Source organism: Bradyrhizobium sp. RDM12 (assembly GCF_051917485.1).
Classification (GTDB): domain Bacteria; phylum Pseudomonadota; class Alphaproteobacteria; order Rhizobiales; family Xanthobacteraceae; genus Bradyrhizobium.
The window spans coordinates 6,785,919-6,806,086 of the sequence record NZ_CM133064.1 but is presented as its reverse complement, the minus strand read 5'-3'; the positions used below and the strand labels follow the sequence as shown (position 1 = coordinate 6,806,086).

Here is a 20,168-nt window from a genome sequence, read left to right as displayed (position 1 = left end):
TCAGTTCACTCCCGGGATCGGGTACTGCTGGAGTACCTCTTTGTAATAGGGTTCGTTGTCAATCTTCATGGTCGCGAGCACGCGCACGACGCCGCAATAAAACGCGATGGTGAGCACGAGATCGACCATGTGCTCGTCGGAGAGATGCGCCTTGATCTCGGCGAAGGTCGCGTCCGACATGGCGAGATGGCGCACCATCTCGCGGGCGCCTTTGAGGATCGCCCTGGCGAGCGGTTCGAGTTTCGAGGGCTTGCCCTCGGTCTCGGCCATCAGGCCGGCGATGTCCGCGTCGGTGACGCCGAACTCCTTGCCGATCTTCACATGATGGGTGAACTCGTATTCCGACTTCTCCATCCAGCCGACCTGAAGGATGGCGAGCTCCCGCAGGCGCGGGTCGAGCTTGCTCTTGAAGCGGATATGGCCGCCGATGCCGTTGAAGGCGCGCGCCATCTCCGGCGAGTTGACCAGCAGCTTGTGCAGATTGGTGTTGCGCTTGAGCATGTCGCGATATTCGGGCGCGACCTGGTCGGCCTCGAGATAGGGCAGGCGGGCCATCCCTTGTTTCCTCCCGTTAGTGTTCTTGCGATTCGCGTTCAGGAGCTTGCAGCGTCACGCCGCCGTCGACCACCAGCACCTGGCCGGTGATGTAGCGCGCAAAATTGCTGAGCAGAAATTTGACGGCATGGCCGACGTCCCAGCCGGTACCTTCGGTCTCGAGCAGCGAGGCTCCGGCGCGGTTGGCGCGCGCTTGCTCGCTCATGCCGCGGGCATAGACCATTGGCGTGTACATCGGCCCGGGGCAGATGCAGTTGACACGAATATTGTCGTGGCCGTGGTCGACCGCCATCGCCCGCGTGAGCCCGATGATCGCGGCCTTCGAGGTCGTGTAGGTCGTGAGCCCGCGCGGCCGCAGCGCAGAGATCGAGGAAATGTTGACGATGGCACCGCCCTTGGCGGTCTTGATCATGGCAGGGATCGCGTGCTTCGAGAGCAGGAACATGGTCTCGACATTGACTTGCATGACGCGGCGATATTGCTCGGGCGCCCCGTCGACCACGCTGCCGCGGCTGCCGATGCCGACATTGTTGTCGAGGAAGTCGAGCCGGCCCCAGCGATCGAGCGTGGCTTCGACCAGTGCCTTGCAATCGCCTTCGCTGGTGACGTCGCCGCCCTGTGCCGCGGCGGTGCCGCCTTCGGCGGTGATCATCTCGACGGTGCGTTGGGCGAGCTTCAGATCACGGTCGGCGACCAGCACTTTTGCGCCGGCGCGGGCTAACAGAATTGCTGCGGCGCGGCCGTTGCCGATGCCGTCACCAGCGGCCCCGCCGCCGCTGATCAGCGCCACCTTGCCGGCGAGACCGGCGTCGTCCTCAGGGCCCTGCATGTCTTTCCATCCCGATATTTTCGTTCAAATTAGCAACGGAGTGCAGAGGTGAGAAGGCCGGCCACACGTGCCGATGTCATTGACATCGCACGGAATTGCATGCCGCGGCGCGGGACGGCTCGGGCTCGTGCAGGTGTGGTGTGGAACCGTTTTCACACAACTGCGTTTGTTGCTGGGGGTTTTTCGCGCTACGCTTCCCTCGGGGTTTCCCAATCGCCAGTGGCTTGCCGATGAATCTGCTCGATCCACAAGGGCCGGTGGCTGCCGCCAACAGCACCATTCTGGTCGATTCCGTCTTCATCATGCTTGCGATTGTGGTCCCGACCATCGTCGCGATCCTGGCGTTCGCGTTTTGGTTTCGCGCGTCCAATCCGAAGGCGCGCTTCCAACCCGAGTTCGTTTATTCCGGTCGCGTCGAGATGGTGGTGTGGGCGATCCCCGCACTGACGGTGATCCTGCTCGGGGGCGTTGCCTGGATCGGCTCGCATAAGCTCGATCCCGCAGCACCGGTGCCGGGGACCGGAAGCCCTGTGCGGATCCAGGCCGTCTCACTCGACTGGAAGTGGCTCTTCATCTATCCCGACCAGCGCATCGCCACGGTCAACACGCTGACGGTGCCGGCTGGTGCCGAACTGAACTTCCAGCTGACATCGTCGAGCGTGATGAACGTGTTCTTCATCCCGCAACTCGGCAGCATGATCTACACCATGAACGGGATGGTGACGCGGCTGAACCTGCGCGCCGATAACGAGGGCAAGCTCCAGGGTCTGTCGGCGCATTTCTCCGGCGACGGCTTTCCGGACATGATGTTCGACGTCAATGTGATCTCGCCGCTCGCCTTTCCCGATTGGGTCGCGACCACCGCGAAGTCCGGTGCTGTGCTGAACGAGGACAGCTACAAGAAGCTAATGCAGCAGGGCATTGAGAGGGGCAGGCCGACCTACCGCCTCGACGATCCCCGGCTGTTCGATCTGATCTCGACCCAGCACATTCCGCCGGGGCCGGGGCCGGAGCTCATCTCCGACGCCGGCCGTCCGCACAGTGGAGGCCACGATGCTCGGTAAGCTCGACTGGTCAGCGATCCCGTTCGGCCAACCGATTCCGCTCATTGCTGGCGCTGTCGTGCTGGTCGGAATCCTTGCCGTGCTGATCTGGGTCATCGTGAAGGGCCATCTGCCCTATCTCTGGGACGAATGGATCACCAGCGTCGACCACAAGCGCATCGGCGTCATGTACATCCTGCTGGCGTCCGTGATGCTGCTGCGTGGCGGTAGCGACGCCATCATGATGCGGATTCAGCAGGCGATCGCCTATCAGTCGCAGGGCTATCTCCCGCCGGAACACTACAACCAGATTTTTCAGCGCACGGCACCATCATGATCTTCTTCGTGGCGATGCCGTTCGTGATCGGGCTGATGAACCTCGTCGTGCCGCTGCAGCTCGGCGTGCGCGACGTCGCTTTCCCGACGCTGAATTCGGTCGGCTTCTGGCTGACCGCGACAGGCGCGCTGCTGGTCAATTTGTCGCTCGTGATCGGCGAGTTTGCGCGCACCGGCTGGCTCGCGTTTCCGCCCCTGTCCGAGCTGTCCTATTCACCCGGAGTCGGCGTCGACTATTACGCCTGGTCGCTTCAGATCTCCGGCGTCGGCACGCTGGTGGCGGGCATCAACCTCGTCACCACGGTGCTGAAGCTGCGCACCAAAGGCATGAACTATCTACGCATGCCGATGTTCTGCTGGACCACGCTGGCCTCGAATCTGCTGATCGTCGCGGCGTTCCCGATTCTACGGCGACGCTCGCGATGCTGCTGCTCGACCGCTATCTCGGCTTCCACTTCTTTACCAACGAAGCGGGCGGCAACGTCATGATGTTCATGAATCTGATCTGGGCCTGGGGCCATCCGGAGGTCTATATCCTCGTGCTGCCCGCGTTCGGCATCTACTCCGAGGTGGTATCGACCTTTTCCGGCAAGGCGCTATTCGGCTACCGCTCGATGGTGCTCGCGACCATGGCGATCTGCATCATCTCCTTCATGGTCTGGCTGCATCATTTCTTTACGATGGGGGCAGGCCCCGATGTCAACGCCATCTTCGGCATCGCCAGCATGGTCATCGCGGTGCCGACGGGCGTGAAGATCTACAATTGGCTGTTCACCATGTACGGCGGCCGGATCCGCTTCGCGACACCGATGCTGTGGTCCGTCGGCTTCATGGTGACCTTCATCATCGGTGGTTTGACCGGCGTGCTGGTCGCGGTTCCGCCGGCCGACTTTATGCTTCACAACAGCATGTTCCTGGTGGCGCATTTCCACAACGTCATCATCGGCGGCGTGCTGTTCGGGGCCTTCGCCGGTTTCGAATACTGGTTTCCGAAGGCGTTTGGCTTTCGCCTCGACGAGCGCTGGGGCAAGATCGCGTTCTGGTTCACCTTTCTCGGGTTCTATGTCACTTTCATGCCGCTCTACATCGTGGGCATGCTCGGCATGACTCGGCGATTGCAGCACTATGATGTCGCGGCCTGGCGCCCGTGGATGATCGTCGCGGCGTTTGGCATGGCGCTGCTGTCGATCGGTGTCCTCAGCCAGGTCATGCAGCTCGTGGTCAGCATTCGCAACCGTGAGGCGCTGCGCGACCGTACCGGCGATCCCTGGGACGGCCGCTCGCTGGAATGGGCGACCTCGTCGCCGCCGCCGGTTTTCAATTTCGCTTTCAACCCGGATGTGCGCGGCGAGGATGCCTATTGGGATTTGAAGGCCCATGCCAAGCAGCAATTGCTCGAGAGCGAAGAGCCGGAATATCAGGACATCGAGATGCCCCGGAACTCGCCCACCGGATTTGTGTGCGCGTTCTTCGCCACCATCATGGGCTTTTCGCTGATCTGGCATATCTGGTGGTTGGTAATTGTGGGCGGCATCGGCGCATTCGCAACCTTTGTCGTGTTCGCCTGGCGCGATCACGACGAATACGTCATTCCGGCCGCGGAAGTCGCCCGCGTCGACCGCATCAATCGCGAGGAACGACGCCACCTCGTTAGCATGGCGGGGGCGATCTGATGTCGATGACGGCAACCGTCGGCAACGCCCACGCCGATCCCCACCATATCGGCCGCGCCGCCGAGCACGAAGGGCCGGCGCCAAAGCGCATCGTCACGGCGTACGGCTTCTGGGTGTTCCTGCTCTCCGACATCGTGATGTTCTCCTGCTTCTTCGCGGCCTATGCGGTGCTGGCCGACCAGACTGCCGGTGGCCCGAAGGGATCGGAGATCTTTGATCAGCGGAACGTGGCGATCGAGACCGTCTGCCTGCTGCTGTCGAGCTTCACCTGCGGCATGGCCAGCATCGCGGCCGACGTGCGCAACCGGTTCTGGTTCTATCTCGGCATGGCCGTGACCTGCGTGCTCGGCCTCATCTTCCTGGCCATCGAGTTCAACGAATTCGCCGATCTCGTCTCCCGCGGCTATGGCCCGTCGCGCAGTGCCTTCCTGACTGCGTTCTTCTCGCTGGTCGGGTGTCACGGCCTGCATGTGTCGGCTGGTGTGCTCTGGCTGCTCACCATGATGGCTCAGGTTTTCGCCAAAGGCTTTCGCGCCGACGTCTTGCGCCGGATGATGTGTTTCGCGTTGTTCTGGCATGCGCTCGACATCATCTGGGTCGGGGTCTTTTCGGTTGTCTATCTGCTGGGGAGTGGCGTATGAGCGATCAGACGCACGCGCGGGCCGAACATGATCTCGCCCCGGGCGAAGAAGAACAACACAGCGTAGGCGAGCGCATCGTCGGCTATGTCGTCGGCCTGGGTCTCGCGCTGCTGCTCACCGCGACCTCGTTCTTCATCGCCGGTACCGATCTGGTCTGGCAGCCTTCCATCCCCGTCGCGCTGATCGTGCTTGCGATTGCGCAGATGGGCGTGCATCTGGTGTTCTTCCTGCACATCACCACGGGCCCCGACAATACCAACAACGTGCTGGCGCTGGCCTTTGGCCTGCTGGTCGTATTCCTGGTGGTAGGCGGAACCGTCTGGATCATGTCGCATCTGAACGCGAACATGCCGCCGATGGACCAGATCATGCAGATGCACAGCTAATGCTGCACAAAAAGGAAGAGCCGCTTGTTGTGACAAGCGGCCCAAGTCTAGGGAGGAAACGCCCGAGCAAAGACAATCCGGTGAGGATCGTCTGCCTAGGATGCACTCGCGCAAGGCGCGTGCGCACGTTTATAAGTGCCGCAACTCGCGATGGAGTTCAATTCCGGATCAATACTGTCCCGGTTTACCACTCACGGCTGCGTGAACCGCTTTGTTCACCTAGGCCGGCGGCAATTGTAGGCCTTGCGGAAGCCCGAGGCCTGCGCGTCGTCCTCCGAGCAGAACCAGCGGTCCGGCCGGGTGGTCGCCGCGTAGCTCGGGCAGCCCCGCAGATGATAGATGCCGATGTTGCCGGTGACGCGCGCGCGCACCGCGAGCTTGCCCTTGATGGCGCAGCCCGGCGGCGCCGTCAGCTGCTCCGGAAACAGCACCGCGCGAGATCTCCTTGTCGCGGTCGGCGCGGCAGGCGGCGCCGAGCAGGGCACCGTCCCTCTTGCCGGTGCGGAATTCTTGCGGTGCAACAAAGCAGCCCTTCCAGATGCCGGCTGAGGCCGTCTTGGCCTCGGCGGCCGCCGCCTTGACGTTGGCCTTGATGGGCTCGCGCGCGATGGCAAAGCCCAGTTTGAGCAGCTGCTCGTTCAACGAGACCTTGTCGCCCTCGACCGTGCAGATGGCGCGGTGGCGCTTGCCAAAATTCTTCTCGGGACCGACATCGTCGCAACGCACGGGCTTTCCACCGATCAGCTTGATGAGCTGGTCGCGGGCCTCGATTCCGCAGGTCCAGGGATCGGCGTGGTCGTCGATGCAGACCTGGTCCAGTTCGGGCGCGTCGACGCCGTCGAGTCGGTAGGTGACGTCGCCGAGCTGGATGAAGTTGGCATCCCGGACGGTCGCAGTGGCGGTCAGCGCAGTGGCCGGGCTGGAGGTGCCCAGGACGCCGGACAAAGCGAGAAACAAAACGAGCGCTAAAGCGCGGTCGGCAGCAAATGAATTCCTGAAGGACATGCAATCTCGCTATCGATGGCTCTGACATCTCGTTCCTAGCATTCGGGCGTGGCGATACCAATGGTCTGCGCCCTGCGAAGCCCGACATTCGCCCGCCAGCCTTTACTCGCCGGGGACTCTGCCGATATCGTCCGGCGCTGTAGACAAAGATTGCGTGGCCGAATCGCCCTTGAAGCGGCGAGGGCGGGAGGAAAGTGCTTCGATGAAAGACCCCGTGGACGTCCTGATTATCGGCGCCGGCGCTTCAGGCGCGGCGGCCGCGTGGTCGCTCGCCGAGACCAAGATGCACATTCTCTGCCTGGAGCAGGGCGGCTGGATGAACCCGGCGGAATATCCCAGCACGGGCCGCGACTGGGAGGCCAAGTTCTACGGCGAGTGGTCGTCGAGCCCCAATATCCGCGGCCGGCCCGAGGACTATCCGATCAACGACGACAATTCGCCGATCAAGGTCGTCAACTATAATGCGGTCGGTGGCTCGACGGTGATGTACACCGCGCATTGGCCGCGGCTGCATCCCTCCGATTTCAAGGTGAAGACGCTGGACGGCGTCGCCGATGACTGGCCGATCGATTACGACGCGCTGACCCCGTTCTTCGAAGAAAACGACCGGATGATGGGCACCTCCGGTCTATCGGGCGATCCCCTGTCGCCGCTGACGCATCCGCCGATGCCGCAACAGCCGCTTGGATTGTCTGGCGCCATCATCGGCAAGGCCATGAACAAGCTCGGCTGGCACTGGTGGCCGTCGGATACGACGGTCGCAACGATGGATTATGAGGGCCGTGCCCGCTGCATCAATCTCGGCCATTGCACGCCGGCCTGTGCGCAAGGTGCAAAATCCTCGACCGACATCACCTATTGGCCGCAGGCGGTCCGCGCCGGCCTCGAGCTGCGCACCCATTGCCGGGTGCGCGAGATCACGACCGGCGAGAACGGGATGGCCACGGGCGTGGTCTATTACGACAAGGACGGCGTCGAGCAGTTCCAGCCGGCGCATGTCGTCATCATCGCCTGCAACGGCGTCGGCACGCCGCGGCTGCTGCTAAACTCGAAATCTGACCGCTTCCCAGACGGACTTGCCAATTCGTCGGGGCTCGTGGGCAAGAATTTGATGTTCCACCCCTATGCGCAGATCTACGGCTATGTGAAGGAGCCGACCGACAGCAACCGCGCGCCGCCGACCTGCCTGTGGAGCAAGGAGTGGTATGACACGGACCTGTCGCGCGGCTTCGTGCGCGGGTATGGCGTTCAGTTCGTGCGCGGGGCAGGGCCGGTGTTCGAGGCTGTCGTCAGCGAGCAGAAGGGCATTCTGCCCTGGGGCGCGGATCATCACCGCGTCTTCCGCAAACTCAACGGCCACCGGCTGGGTTTCTCGGCGATCTGCGAGGACCTGCCGGAGGAGCACAACCGGGTCACGCTCGATCCGGTGCTGAAGGACAGTCACGGCATTCCCGCACCGAGGATCGACTACACGATCAGCGAGAACAGCCGGAAGATGATGGACTATGCGCTGGCGCGCGGCCGAGAGGTTCTCGAGACCGCCGGTGCAACCGACATCTGCATCAATTCGCCGATCCCCTGGGGCGGCTGGCATCTGCTCGGCACCGCGCGGATGGGCACCGACCCGAAACGCTCCGTCGTCAACGAATGGGGCCGCACGCATGACGTGAAGAACCTGTTCATTGTCGACGGCAGCATCTTCGTCACCTCGGGCGGCGTGAACCCCACCTCCACCATCCAGGCCCTCGCGCTCTACATCGCCGACCAGATGAAGCAGCGTCTCGCCAATCTGTTCGATTGAGGCCGCCATGTCCGCAGACAATCAACTCACGCGTGCCCAACGCGACGACCTCCGTACCGTCGCCGGCATGATTGTGCCCGCCAGCGACGAGTACAAGGTCCCCGGCGCTGACGACCCTGCGGTCCAGGCCGACATCCTTGCGACGCTCGGCCGCGACGCCAAATTTGTGACGGCGGCGCTGGACCATCTGGCGCGACTTGCCGGCCAGCCGCTCGCAGAGCTCGATGCCGCCAGGCGCGATGCCGTGGCGCAGGAGTTTCGCAAGCAGGGCGGCGCGGCGGCCGCGACGCTCGTTCGCGTCGTGCTGCAATGCTACTACCGTGATGATCGCGTGCTGCGCTCGCTCGGGCTCGAGCTGCGCGCGCCTTTCCCCAACGGGTATGTGCTCCCGGACGGCGACTGGTCGCTGCTCGATCCGGTCAAGGCGAGGTCCGGCACACTGCGGCGCGCGCCCTAGCCAGCTGGGTAGCCCGGCCTTGCGCCCCAGGCGGGTCCCTTGCGCGGCGGGGAACAGGCCACCATTTGTGTGAGCCTCAAGGACTTTTGCCATGCTGGATTTCACTTCAGATATCGTCGATGACGCCGCGTCATCGCGATCGACAGCGTCTGCCTTGGTCGACGACCGGGCCTTGCTGGATGCCTATTCCAATGCCGTGATCGATGTGACCGACCGCGTCGGTCCCGCCGTCGTCCGGGTCGAGACCGGGCCAAAGGTGCCGAATGGCCGCGAGCGCGGTGGGCTCGGCTCCGGCATCGCGATCTCGCCGGACGGGCTCGTCCTCACCAACAGCCATGTGGTCGGCGCCTCCAAGGAGATCCGGCTGCGCGATGTGGAAGGCCACGTCGGCGATGCCCGGGTGCTCGGCGTTGACCCCGACACCGATCTGGCGCTGTTGCGCGCCAACGGCGTGCGCGACTTGCCCTATGCCGCACTCGGCAACTCCAAGACCTTGCGGCGTGGCCAGCTCGTAATCGCGATCGGCAATCCGCTCGGCTTCGAGTCGACCGTTACCGCCGGCGTCATCTCGGCGCTCGGACGCTCGATCCGCTCCGTCAGCGGCCGTACCATCGAGGACGTGATCCAGACCGATGCCGCGCTCAATCCCGGCAATTCCGGCGGACCGCTGGTATCATCGAATGCGGAGGTGATCGGCATCAACACCGCGATCATCAATGGCGCGCAAGGCATCTGCTTCGCGGTCGCCAGCAACACCGCGCAGTTCGTGCTCTCGGAGATCATCCGCCATGGCTACGTCCGCCGCGCCTTCATCGGCGTTGCCGGACAGACCGCGCCGGTCCCGCGGCGGCACGCAGTGCTGGCCGGCGTCGAGAACAAGATGGGCGCGCTCCTGATGCAGATCGAGCAGGACGGCCCCGCGGCGAAGGCGGGCCTGTTGCCCGGCGACGTCGTGATCAGGCTGGACGGTGTCGACATCCACGGCGTCGATGATTTGATCCGGGTGCTCGATCGCGACCGGATTGGCCGGCGGCTCGCCATGGACGTGCTGCGGCTCGGGCGCTTGCGGGCGATCGACATCGATCCGATCGAGCGGAAGCCGCAGCGCTAGCTGTGAGGCCACGGGCGGGGTAATACGGTGTCATGCCTCGCCTCTGGACCCCAGCCGCATGATGCCGGTGCACGAGACCTACGACGTCATTGTCATCGGCGCCGGTGCCGGCGGCATGACGGCTGCTGCGGTTGCCGCGGCCGAAGGGCTGCGCGTGCTGGTGATCGAGAAGACCGCCTTTGTGGGTGGCACGACCGCGTGGTCCGGCGGCATGGTCTGGATCCCTGCCAATGCCAAGATGAGCGAGGCGGGGCTCTCCGACAGCATCACGGATGCCGTCCGGTATCTGTCGAGCGCGGTGCCGGAGCCCGCCAATGCGGGCCTGCGCGCAGCGTTCCTTGCGCGTGGGCCGGAGGCCGTCGCCTGGCTCGAAGCCAACACGGAAGTTCGCCTGCAGCCGGTGAAAGCCTATCCGGACTATTACCCGGAGCGGCTCGGTGCGGCGCCGGGCGGGCGCGTGCTGGAGCCAGTTGCGTTCGACGGCACCCGGCTGGGCGCGCATTTCGCGCGGCTGCGCGCGCCATTGCCGGAGTTCACTCTGTTCGGCGGGATGATGGTCAATCGCCTCGACGTCCCGCATCTGCGCCGGATCGGAAAATCGCTGCGCTCGACCTTGCGCGCGGCGCGCCTGGTCTCGGAGTATGCGTTGCAGCGGCTGCGCTGGCCCCGCGGCACGACATTGCATCTCGGCAATGCGCTTGCTGCGCGGCTCTATGCGTCGCTGCTGTCGCGGCAGGTCGAGATCCTCTTCAGCGCCGATGTCGAGAATTTGTCGATGCAGGGCGATCGCGTCGGCGGCGTGGTGATTCGCCATGGCTCACGCGACCGCTCGATTGCCGCGCGCCGGGGCGTGGTGCTCGCGACCGGCGGCTTTTCGCACGACGCGAATTTGCGCAAACGTTTTTTCCCGCCTGCCGCCGGATTTGTCTCGGCGACCAGCCCAGCAGGTACAGGCGACGGGCTTCGGCTCGCGATGACGGCCAGTGCTGTGCTCAACACGGAGGCGACGAACCCGGCCTATTGGGTACCTGCCTCGCTGTTCCGCCGTGACGACGGCAGCCGCGGGGTCTTCCCGCATACGGTGACCGACCGCGCCAAGCCCGGCGTGATCGCAGTGAATGCGGCGGGCCGGCGTTTCGTCAATGAGGCGCTGTCCTACCACGAGTTCGTGCTCGCCATGCTGCGCGATGGCAATGGCGACCCGGATCGGCCGTTCTACCTGATCTGCGATCGTCAGTTCCTATGGAGCTATGGTCTCGGCCGCATCAAGCCGTTCACGCGGAGTGTCCGACGCTATGTGGCGAGCAGCGAGTTGATCGAGGCGCCTGACATCGCGCAACTCGCGGCGAAGATCGGTATCAAGCCGACTGTGCTCACAGCGACGATCGCGAGCTACAATTCCGATGCGAAGGAGGGGCGCGATCCCGAATTCGGCCGTGGCAGCACCATCTACCAGCGGCACCTCGGCAATATCAGCCACAAGCCCAACCCTTGCGTCGCGCCGATCCTCCGCACACCGTTTTTCGCGATGCGCATCTACCCGGCCGATCTCGGCACCGCCATCGGCATGAAGGTGGACGCCCAGGCGCGCGTGCTGCGCGAGGATGGTACGCCAATCGCGGGTCTCTACGCCGGCGGCAACGACATGGGCTCAATCATGAATGGCAATTATCCCGGGCCGGGCATCACGCTCGGGCCGGCGCTGACGTTCGGGTATATCGCGGGGAGACATCTGGCGGAGGGGAGCGCGGCAGCGACGCCGAGCGCCGCGAAGGCCTTCGTTTGGTAGTTGTCGTCTCCGCGGGACACACAATCTCCGTCATTGCGAGCGCAGCGAAGCAATCCAGACTGTGTCCGTGGAGGGACTCTCGATTGCTTCGTCGCTTCGCTCCTCGCAATGACGGGGAGAGGGCTTGCGCCTAACGGCTACTCCGCAGCCGCCGCAAAGCGGCTGTTCTCCAGTTCAGCCTCAACCGCGCCGTCTCGGCCGCAGCCAGCTTGACGTTCGCTTCCTTGACGTGGCCGAAGCCGCGGATCGTCTCCGGCATACGGGCGAGCTTCGCCAGCAGCGGAATTTGCTCCGCCTTCAGTCCGGCCGTCCGCTGATCAATCATCGCCAGATAATCCTCGATCAGCTTCCGCTCGGTCCGCCGCTCCGCGGTGCGGCCGAATGGATCGAGCGCGCCTCCGCGCAGGAATTTCAGCTTCGCCAGCAAACGGAAGGCGTGGATCATCCAGCTGCCAAACTCCTTCTTCTGGAGATGCCCGGTCGTCTTGTCGCGCTGAGCGAAGATCGGCGGGGCGAGGTAGTATTTTAGCGTGAAGTCGCCGTCGAATATCTCCGACACCTTCCTGGCGAAGCTGCCGTCGGTATAAAGCCGCGCGACCTCGTACTCGTCTTTGTAGGACATCAACTTGAACAGGTTTTTCGCCACCGCTTCGGTCAGCTCCGTGGATGCAGGCGTCGCCGTGCTCTCCGCCTTGCGCACCTTGGCGACGGCCGCGAGATAGCGACCCGCATAGGCCTTGTCCTGATAGCCGGTCAGAAACTCCGCGCGGGTCGCGATGATGTCGTCGAGCGACTTTGTCGGGGCAGATGCCCGGCTCTTGAACTGAAGCACGCTGCGCACCCGCGACATGTCATGAGCCGCGAGGCGGCCCCAGGTGAAGGCGAGCTTGTTCATCTCGATCGCGGCGCCGTTGATCTCGATGGCGCGGAGCAGGGCCTCCAGCGACAGCGGGATCGCGCCCTTCTGGAAGGCGAAGCCGAGCATGAAGGGGTTGGTTGCGATGCTGTCGCCCATCAGCGCGGCGGCGACGCCTGTCGCGTCGATGATGTCGAGGTTGTTGTCGCCGACGGCATCGCGCAGCACGGTCTGCATCGTGCCCATCTCGAAATCGATGTCGGGGTTTTGCACGAAGCTGGCGGTCGGCTGCAGGTCCACATTGATATAGGCCTTGGTCACCCCGCGCTCGGCGCGGCTCAGCGCAGTGGGGCCGGCCGAGACGATCATGTCGCAGCCGAGGATGACGTCGGCGCCGCCGGTCGTGATGCGGACGGCCGAAATATCCTCCGGCCTCTGTGCGATGCGGACATGGCTCATCACCGCGCCGTTTTTCTGCGACAGGCCGGTGAAGTCCAGCGCCGAGCAGCCGCGGCCGTCGACATGGGCGGCCATGCCGAGCAGGGCGCCGATGGTGATGACGCCGGTGCCGCCGATGCCGGTGACGAGGATGTTGTAGGGGCCTTCGAGTTCACGCGTTGGCGGCAGCGGCAAATCGGCGAACAGCTGGCCTGAATCCACCGACGAGGTCTTCATGCGCTTCAGTGAACCGCCATGTACGGTGACAAAGCTCGGGCAAAAGCCCTCGACGCAGGAAAAGTCCTTGTTGCAGTTCGACTGGTCGATCTGGCGCTTGCGGCCGAACTCGGTTTCCAGCGGCTGCACCGAGACGCAGTTGGAGGCCTGCGAGCAATCGCCGCAGCCTTCACAGACGAGCTCGTTGATGAAGGCGCGCTTGGCGGGATCGGGATAGAGACCGCGCTTGCGGCGGCGGCGCTTTTCCGCGGCGCAGGTCTGGTCGTAGATCAGGACCGTGAGACCCGCGATGTCACGCAGCTCGCGCTGCACGGCATCGAGCTCGCGGCGGTGATGGATGGTCGCGCCCTGCGGAAAGTAGTTGCCGTCAGGATATTTGCTCGGATCGTCCGAGACGATCGCCAGGCGCTTGACGCCCTCGGCCCAGACCTGGTGCGCGATCTGCGCGACGTTAAAGGCGCCCTCGGCCGGCTGGCCGCCGGTCATGGCGACGGCGTCGTTGTAGAGAATCTTGTAGGTAATGTTGATGCCGGCGGCCGATGCCGCGCGAAGGGCGAGGAGCCCGGAATGTGTATAGGTGCCATCGCCGAGATTCTGGAAAATGTGCTTCTCGGTGGTGAAGGGCGACTGACCGATCCAGTTCACGCCCTCGGCGCCCATATGCGAGATCAGGTCGGTGCGGCGCGTCGGCATGCTCAGGGCCATGCCATGGCAGCCGATGCCGGCCATGGCACGGCTTCCCTCCGGCACGCGCGTCGAAGAATTGTGCGGGCAGCCCGAGCAGAAGAACGGCGTGCGGGCGAGCTTGATCTGCGTTGTAGCGGTGACGGGATTGTCGAAGGCCTCGAGCCGGGCGAGGCGCTGCTCCAGCACCGGGCTGTGATGGCCGAGCTTGCGCAAGCGCGCCACCAGCGCGCCCGCAACGATGGTCGGTGTCAGCTCGCCCTCGCTCGGCAGCAGCGGCGCGCCGCTCTCGTCGCGCTTGCCCGTGACGGTCGGTCGCCTGGACGCATCGATGTTGTAGAGGATGCGCATCAGCTGGTCTTCGATGAAGCCGCGCTTTTCCTCGACCACCAGCACGTCCCGAAGGCCTTCGGCGAAACGCCTGGCGCCGCTTTCCTCCAGCGGCCAGGTCAGTGCGACCTTGTAGATGCGAAGGCCGAGATCCTGCGCGTCCTTGTCGGTGATCCCCAGGTCGGCGAGCGCCTGACGCAGATCGAGATAGGCCTTTCCGGTCGCGACAATGCCGAGCCGCGCGGGCTTTGAATCGAGCACGATTCGGTCGAGCTGGTTGGCGCGGGCAAAGGCCTGCACGGCGGCCATCTTCGGGCCGAACAGCCGCCGCTCGGCGTCCAGCGGCGGATCGGGCCAGCGGATGTTGAGGCCGCCGGGCGGCACCTCGAAATCATCGGGGAGCTTGATCTGGACGCGTTCAGGATCGCTGTAGATGGAGGCCGAACTTTCCACCGTCTCGCTGATCGCCTTGAAGCCGACCCAGCAGCCGGAGAAGCGTGACAGCGCAAAACCGTAGAGGCCGAGATCGAGATAGTCCTGCAGCGTCGCCGGATTGATCACGGGGATCAGGGCTGCTGCGAAGACCTGCTCGCTTTGATGCGCCAGGGTCGAGGACTGGCAGCCATGGTCGTCGCCGGCGAGCGCGAGCACGCCGCCATTGAGCGAGGTGCCGGCGGCATTGGCGTGCTTGAGCGCGTCGACGGAGCGGTCGACGCCGGGTCCCTTGCCGTACCAGATGCCGAATACGCCATCGACCTTGGCGCCGGGAAACAGGCCGACCTGCTGGCTGCCCCAGACGGCGGTCGCCGCCAGATCTTCGTTCAGGCCGGGGACGAAGGCAATGTCGTGCTGCTGGAGGTGCGCCTTCGCGCGCCACAGAGCGTGGTCGTACATGCCGAGCGGGGAACCGCGATAGCCGGAGATGAAGCCGCCGGTGTTGAGCCCCTGGAGCCGGTCGCGTTCGCGCTGCAGCATGGGCAAGCGGACCAGGGCCTGGGTGCCGGACAGGAAGATCCGCTTCGATTCGAGCCGGTATTTGTCGTTGAGCTCGACCTGCATCAGCGTCATTTCGAAAGTCCTTGTTTTTCTTGGTTCGGCGAGGGTGTGCGCTGCGGGAGGGAATTTCGGTTGCGAAGCAGCTGGTCGCAGTCAAGAGCATGGACCGGTGAAGTCAACATCGCTGGCCGCATCCGTGGCGCTCCCGCTCGTCATGGCTTGTGGCAGGTGCCGTACAGAAGCCCCGGAGGTGAAGACGCGCGTTCGACAAAGGCAAGTGCGTTTCTCGCGACATGTTGCGCAACATGGCGACGCTGAAGGATCGCAGGCGTGTATGAGGAAAAACATCGGCAGCTGTTTGGGGTCGATGGCAGCGCCACACTCTCTGCTCGTCATTCCGGGGCGCGACGAAGTCGTGAGCCAGGAATCCATTTCGCCTCGTATATTGCAGCCCGATGGATTCCGGGTTCGACGCTTACGCGTCGCCCCGGAATGACGACAGAGACCGCTCACCCTTTGAGCAAATTGCACGTCGCAAAGCCGTCGCACAGCGAATAAGCAGGGACGATCTCTTTCGATAACATTCCGATAGCGCAGCGAATTTCTCTACGCGGTGCGTTCAACCGCAATTGTACACAATGGCACGGTGCTTGCAGAACTCTCGCCAAACCGAGTTCTCGCGGGGGCCTTGCGTCATGTTGAACTCAACCAAGCCGACACTGGGCGTCATCAGCGCCGAACCCGAGCCGATCAAGCTCGACTGGGCGAGCACCGCACTCGTCATCATCGACATGCAGCGCGATTTCATGGAGCCCGGAGGCTTCGGTGAAACGCTCGGCAATGACGTCAGTCAGCTCGCGCGCGCTGTGAAGCCGATCGGCGCAGTGCTCAAGGCTGCGCGCGACACCGGCATGCTGGTGGTCCACACCCGAGAGGGCCATCTGCCCGATCTCTCCGACGCGCCGCCGGCGAAAGTCGAGCGCGGCGCACCGTCCTTGCGCATCGGCGATCCCGGTCCGATGGGCCGCATTCTCATTCGCGGTGAAGCCGGCCACGACATCATCCCGGCGCTTTATCCGCTCGACGGCGAGGTCGTCATCGACAAGCCCGGCAAGGGCGCGTTCTACGCCACCGAACTCACCAATGTGCTGGAGCAATATGGCATCGAGAATCTTCTGGTGTGCGGCGTCACCACCGAAGTGTGCGTCAATACCACCGTGCGCGAGGCCAATGACCGCGGCTATCGCTGCGTCGTCATCTCGGATGGCTGCGCATCCTACTTCCCCGAGTTTCACGAGATGGGCCTGAAGATGATCAAGGCCCAGGGCGGCATCTTCGGCTGGGTAGCTGACTCAGCCGCAGTACTGGAGGCGATGAAGATTTCGGCCACACGGGGGTAATATTATGAGCACATTGACGGGGACGGCCGGCAGGTCCGAACTAAACAAGTCCGAGTTCAAGCCGACGCTATGGACATCGGGTGACTGGAACGCGTTTTTCGGCTTCGGCACCAATATTCTCGTCAACATGCTGGTGCTCACGGGCCTGTTGCGCTTCGTATTGAAGATGCCGGACAGTCTCGTATTCGGCCGCATCCTGCCCGCGCTCGGGCTGATGATGTGTGGGAGCTGCCTTCTCCAATTTCGGCTTCTCGGTGCCGATCCCTGCGGTGGGCTACCTTTTCTCCGGCTTCGAATATCTCGGCGTCATCCTCGTCACCGCCATTCCGTTCGGCATCTATGACCTCGTCGAGGCCCATGGACAACGTGGAGAGCGCGGAAGCGGCCCGCGACGAATATCCCACCACGCGCGTGCTGACCGCCGACGGCATCGTCAGCCTGATCGGCAATCCTTTCATCAACGCCGTCTATATCGGCCATCCCGACTGGAAGGCGATGGGCGGCCGCATCTGCTATTCGGCTGCGACCGGCATCATGGTGGTGGTGCTGGCCTGGTTCGGCATCATCTCGGTGCTGCTCGCGCTGGTGCCGGTCGTCGCGATCTCGCCGATCCTGCTCTATATCGGCATGCTGATTGGCGCGCAGGCGTTCCAGACCACGCCGGTCAAGCACGCGCCGGCGATCGTGCTGGCGTTAACGCCGCATCTCGCCGCCTGGGGCCAAGCTCCAGATCGACACCATGCTGGGCTCGACCATGACGGCAGCGGCAACAGTTGGCGGGATGGCGGCCGGCCTGTTCGCGGCGGGCAAGCTCGGCACCACCGAGCATTATGCCGCGCATCCGGAGCTGCACGCCGCCCCGGCCTAGCCTGTAGCCCGCATTTATCGCGGCCGGGTGACGCCACGTCGCCCGGCCGCTTTTTCAGGCACATCCTTTGGAGTCCTTGCTGACGGGCCGGCCGTCCGTCAACTCCACGTAGAAACATCGGCGGCGCCACCGAATGCGATCAATCGCCTAACTGGTTTCTGGTCGCGCGAAGAATGTCGTCCGACAGCTTGGGATCGTTCACGGCCCGGGCGAGCACGAGCGCCCCGATCAGGGAGGCGGCCGTCGCGAGCGCCTTCTCTTCGCGTTGCCGCGGCTTTAGCGTTGAGGGCATGCGAGCACTCAGCAACCCGATCATGCGCCGCACTCCAGCTGTGAAGCGTTCTCTCACGCCGCCGCTTTGGCGCGACATCTCACAAGATAGGGCTGCGAAAGGGCAACCGCTTCCCGGTTTGTCGCGATGTCCCGCTGAGAGGTATTCGGAAAAATAGTCCCCGAGCGCAAACCCGTCGGGTATTTCTTGCCCTTTGGCGAAGATGGCGTGAGCCACCGCTTCTTCGACAAGCCGTTCCTTGGAGCCGAACTGACTGTACATGCTGCCATGGGTCATCCCGGCAGCGTCGGCCAGCGCGTCGACACCCATGCCGGAGATGCCACGCTCTCGGATGAGGCGGGAGGCGGCATCGAGAATGCGCTCGCGATTTCTGGCCGCTTGTTCCTTCGAAACGCGCATCTCGCAGATCCTTGGTCCCGGTCTTGACAATTATAATGACGATCGTCATCTACAGCAATAGTTACGATCGTAATCTAAATGAGTTCGGGGCCGGCACCGTCACAAGGAGAAGCTCGTGAGTACGACCAACACAAGGATCGCGCTTGTTACCGGCGCCTCGTCAGGCATCGGCGAGGCCACAGCGGAGCGGCTCGCGAAAGCCGGCTACAAGGTCTACGGCACCAGCAGACGAGGCGCACAGGCCGGAAGGTGGTCGTTCGAGATGCTGGCGCTCGATGTGACCAGCGATCAATCCGTTCAAGCCGCCGTCGGCGAAGTGGTGCGGCGCGACGGTCGCATCGATCTGCTCGTGAACAACGCCGGCTTCGGTGTTGCCCCGCTGGAGCGGAAGAGAGCTCGATGGATCAGGCTCGATCGATTTTCGACACGAATTTTTCGGACTGGTGCGGATGACGCGGGCGGTCGTGCCTCACATGCGACGACAAGGGAATGGTCGTATCATCAACATCGGCTCCGTGCTTGGCTTTCTGCCGATGCCTTATGGCGCGCTCTATGCCGCCACCAAGCACGCGGTGGAAGGCTATTCGAATCGCTCGACCATGAGCTGCGCACGCGGGGCATCCGGGTCTCGGTCATCGAGCCTGCGTATACGAAGACGCCATTCGATGCGAACTTCATGGAGCCGGATGCCAAGCTCGACGAGTATCGCGAGGCTCGCGCGGGCGTCAGCAAGCGGGTGAACGAGGTGATGACAACGGCCGAGTCCCCTGGCGTCGTGGCCGACACCGTTCTGAAAGCGGCGAGCGCGGCGCACCCGAAAGTTCGTTACGCGGCAGGCAAGCTCGCAAACCGCCTGCGGCTGCTCCGCAGGTTTGCGCCAGCCGGTCTGGTAGACGCCGGGATTCGAAAGGATCTGCGGCTCGATGCAGCAACCGCATCACAGTCTCCCCGCACGGCGCGAGCCTTTTGACGGCATGCGGCCGGAACGAGCACCGCCTGCTCACACATGGGCCGAAAACCGGACATGGCAAATATGAAAGCACTGGTGTTCAAGCGTTATGGCAGGCCAGATCAGGTCGCGTTCTCGGACAGGCCTCGGCCGGTGCCGAAGCCGAACGAGATCCTCGTTCAGGTCCACGCGGCCGGTTTGAACCCCATCGACAACATGATTCCGAAAGGCGCCTTCAAGCCCATCCTTCGGTTTGAGCTTCCGGCCACGCTGGGCAGCGATCTCGCCGGTGTGGTTGTGGAGGCCGGAAGTCGCGTCACCCGCTTCAAGCCGGGCGATGCCGTCTTTGCCAGCATCTTCGACAAGAGCGGCACGGGTGCTCTCGCTGAATTCGCAACGGTCCCCGAGGATGCCGCCGCGTTCAAACCGGAAAATCTGGATTTCGTACAGGCGGCCTCGATCCCGATGGTTGGACTGACATCATGGCAAGCGCTCAAGGTCCGAGCTCGGCTCCAACCGGGCCAAAAAGTGTTCATCCCGGCAGGTGCGGGCGGCATTGGTACTTTCGCGATCCAGCTCGCGAAATATCTCGGCGCGAAGGTGGGGACGACGACGAGTACGGGAAATCTGGATCTGGTACGGGGCCTCGGAGCCGACGAGGTGATCGACTACAAGAAGCAGCAATTTGAGGATGTGCTGCGCGGCTACGATGCCGTGCTGGGCACAATCAGGGGCGACGTAATCGAGAAGTCCCTTCAGATATTGAAGCCCGGGAGCGCCGTCGTCTCGCTCGTCGGGCCACCTGATGCTGCGTTCGCTCGCGCGCGCGGCATGAATTTCTTCATGGTGCTCCTGTTCGGGTTGCTCAGCCGCAAGATACTTCGGCGTGCCAAGGCAAGAGGCGCGGCGTATTCGTTCCTGTTCGTACATCCCGATGGCAGTCAACTTGCTGAACTCGGCGAGCTTCTCGCTTCGGGGCATCTCCGGCCGGTGATCGACAAGGTCTTTCCGTTTGAACAGGCAAAAGAGGCGCTTGCGTATCTCGAGACGGGGCGAGCGACGGGAAAGGTCGTCGTCCAGATCAGTTAAGCGT

Annotated in this window: 13 protein-coding genes and 4 pseudogenes; 12 read left to right on the top strand and 5 right to left on the bottom strand. The window is 63.6% G+C overall.

Going from position 1 to position 20,168, the window contains the following annotated elements; translation table 11 throughout:
* Window positions 1–555: a carboxymuconolactone decarboxylase family protein gene (locus ACTGJ9_RS33195; RefSeq protein ID WP_456674483.1), complete on the bottom strand. Its 555-nt coding sequence runs from the start codon at window positions 553–555 to the stop codon at window positions 1–3.
* A 16-nt stretch (window positions 556–571) separates the two neighbouring features.
* Window positions 572–1,384, bottom strand: coding sequence for an SDR family NAD(P)-dependent oxidoreductase (locus ACTGJ9_RS33190; protein WP_456674482.1), 813 nt, complete (start codon window positions 1,382–1,384; stop codon window positions 572–574).
* A gap of 230 nt (window positions 1,385–1,614) precedes the next feature.
* Between ACTGJ9_RS33190 and ACTGJ9_RS33185 the strand changes: the two genes are divergently transcribed.
* The 4 genes and pseudogenes from ACTGJ9_RS33185 (at window position 1,615) to cyoD (ending at window position 5,463) form a co-directional block, all read left to right on the top strand.
* A complete protein-coding gene (locus ACTGJ9_RS33185) occupies window positions 1,615–2,448 on the top strand; it encodes a cytochrome ubiquinol oxidase subunit II (protein WP_456674481.1) in 834 nt (277 codons plus the stop codon).
* Window positions 2,438–4,436: pseudogene (cyoB, locus tag ACTGJ9_RS33180) on the top strand (cytochrome o ubiquinol oxidase subunit I). Before ACTGJ9_RS33185 ends, cyoB begins: the two are co-directional and overlap by 11 nt.
* The gene (locus tag ACTGJ9_RS33175; RefSeq protein WP_456674480.1) at window positions 4,436–5,077 is read left to right on the top strand and encodes a cytochrome (ubi)quinol oxidase subunit III; all 642 of its coding nucleotides are present in this window, start codon (window positions 4,436–4,438) and stop codon (window positions 5,075–5,077) included. Before cyoB ends, ACTGJ9_RS33175 begins: the two are co-directional and overlap by 1 nt.
* The gene (gene cyoD, locus ACTGJ9_RS33170; RefSeq protein WP_456674479.1) at window positions 5,074–5,463 is read left to right on the top strand and encodes a cytochrome o ubiquinol oxidase subunit IV; all 390 of its coding nucleotides are present in this window, start codon (window positions 5,074–5,076) and stop codon (window positions 5,461–5,463) included. The genes ACTGJ9_RS33175 and cyoD overlap by 4 nt, the downstream gene beginning before the upstream one ends.
* Before the next feature lie 215 nt (window positions 5,464–5,678).
* Here cyoD and ACTGJ9_RS33165 read toward each other — a convergent pair.
* Window positions 5,679–6,468, bottom strand: a pseudogene (locus tag ACTGJ9_RS33165) (thermonuclease family protein).
* Window positions 6,469–6,670: 202 nt separating this feature from the next.
* Here ACTGJ9_RS33165 and ACTGJ9_RS33160 point away from each other — a divergent pair.
* The 4 genes from ACTGJ9_RS33160 to ACTGJ9_RS33145 all read left to right on the top strand — a co-directional run bounded on the left by ACTGJ9_RS33160 (window position 6,671) and on the right by ACTGJ9_RS33145 (window position 11,626).
* Window positions 6,671–8,269, top strand: a complete 1,599-nt coding sequence (locus ACTGJ9_RS33160) for a GMC family oxidoreductase (protein ID WP_456674478.1) — start codon at window positions 6,671–6,673, stop codon at window positions 8,267–8,269.
* A gap of 7 nt (window positions 8,270–8,276) precedes the next feature.
* Window positions 8,277–8,726 (top strand): hypothetical protein, encoded by a 450-nt coding sequence (locus ACTGJ9_RS33155; protein WP_456674477.1) that lies wholly within the window; start codon window positions 8,277–8,279, stop codon window positions 8,724–8,726.
* A gap of 91 nt (window positions 8,727–8,817) precedes the next feature.
* Window positions 8,818–9,837 (top strand): S1C family serine protease, encoded by a 1,020-nt coding sequence (locus ACTGJ9_RS33150; protein ID WP_456674476.1) that lies wholly within the window; start codon window positions 8,818–8,820, stop codon window positions 9,835–9,837.
* Between the two features lie 58 nt (window positions 9,838–9,895).
* Entirely contained in the window at window positions 9,896–11,626 is a 1,731-nt protein-coding gene (locus ACTGJ9_RS33145; protein ID WP_456674475.1) for an FAD-dependent oxidoreductase, read from the top strand.
* A 130-nt stretch (window positions 11,627–11,756) separates the two neighbouring features.
* Here ACTGJ9_RS33145 and ACTGJ9_RS33140 read toward each other — a convergent pair whose 3' ends face one another.
* A complete protein-coding gene (locus tag ACTGJ9_RS33140) occupies window positions 11,757–15,239 on the bottom strand; it encodes an indolepyruvate ferredoxin oxidoreductase family protein (RefSeq protein ID WP_456674474.1) in 3,483 nt (1,160 codons plus the stop codon).
* A 623-nt stretch (window positions 15,240–15,862) separates the two neighbouring features.
* Here ACTGJ9_RS33140 and ACTGJ9_RS33135 point away from each other — a divergent pair.
* Together ACTGJ9_RS33135 and ACTGJ9_RS33130 are read left to right on the top strand one after the other, a co-directional pair.
* Window positions 15,863–16,567 (top strand): cysteine hydrolase family protein, encoded by a 705-nt coding sequence (locus tag ACTGJ9_RS33135; protein WP_456674473.1) that lies wholly within the window; start codon window positions 15,863–15,865, stop codon window positions 16,565–16,567.
* Between the two features lie 4 nt (window positions 16,568–16,571).
* Window positions 16,572–17,357: pseudogene (locus ACTGJ9_RS33130) on the top strand (hypothetical protein); the annotation flags it as partial.
* A gap of 217 nt (window positions 17,358–17,574) precedes the next feature.
* On the opposite strand, the gene ACTGJ9_RS33125 reads toward ACTGJ9_RS33130, so the two are convergent.
* Window positions 17,575–18,126, bottom strand: a complete 552-nt coding sequence (locus tag ACTGJ9_RS33125; RefSeq protein WP_456674472.1) for a TetR/AcrR family transcriptional regulator — start codon at window positions 18,124–18,126, stop codon at window positions 17,575–17,577.
* Window positions 18,127–18,241: 115 nt separating this feature from the next.
* Here ACTGJ9_RS33125 and ACTGJ9_RS33120 point away from each other — a divergent pair.
* A pseudogene (locus tag ACTGJ9_RS33120) lies at window positions 18,242–19,096 on the top strand (oxidoreductase).
* A gap of 63 nt (window positions 19,097–19,159) precedes the next feature.
* Complete coding sequence (locus ACTGJ9_RS33115; protein ID WP_456674471.1) at window positions 19,160–20,164, top strand: NADP-dependent oxidoreductase; 1,005 nt, start codon at window positions 19,160–19,162, stop codon at window positions 20,162–20,164.
* Window positions 20,165–20,168: the final 4 nt, after the last annotated feature.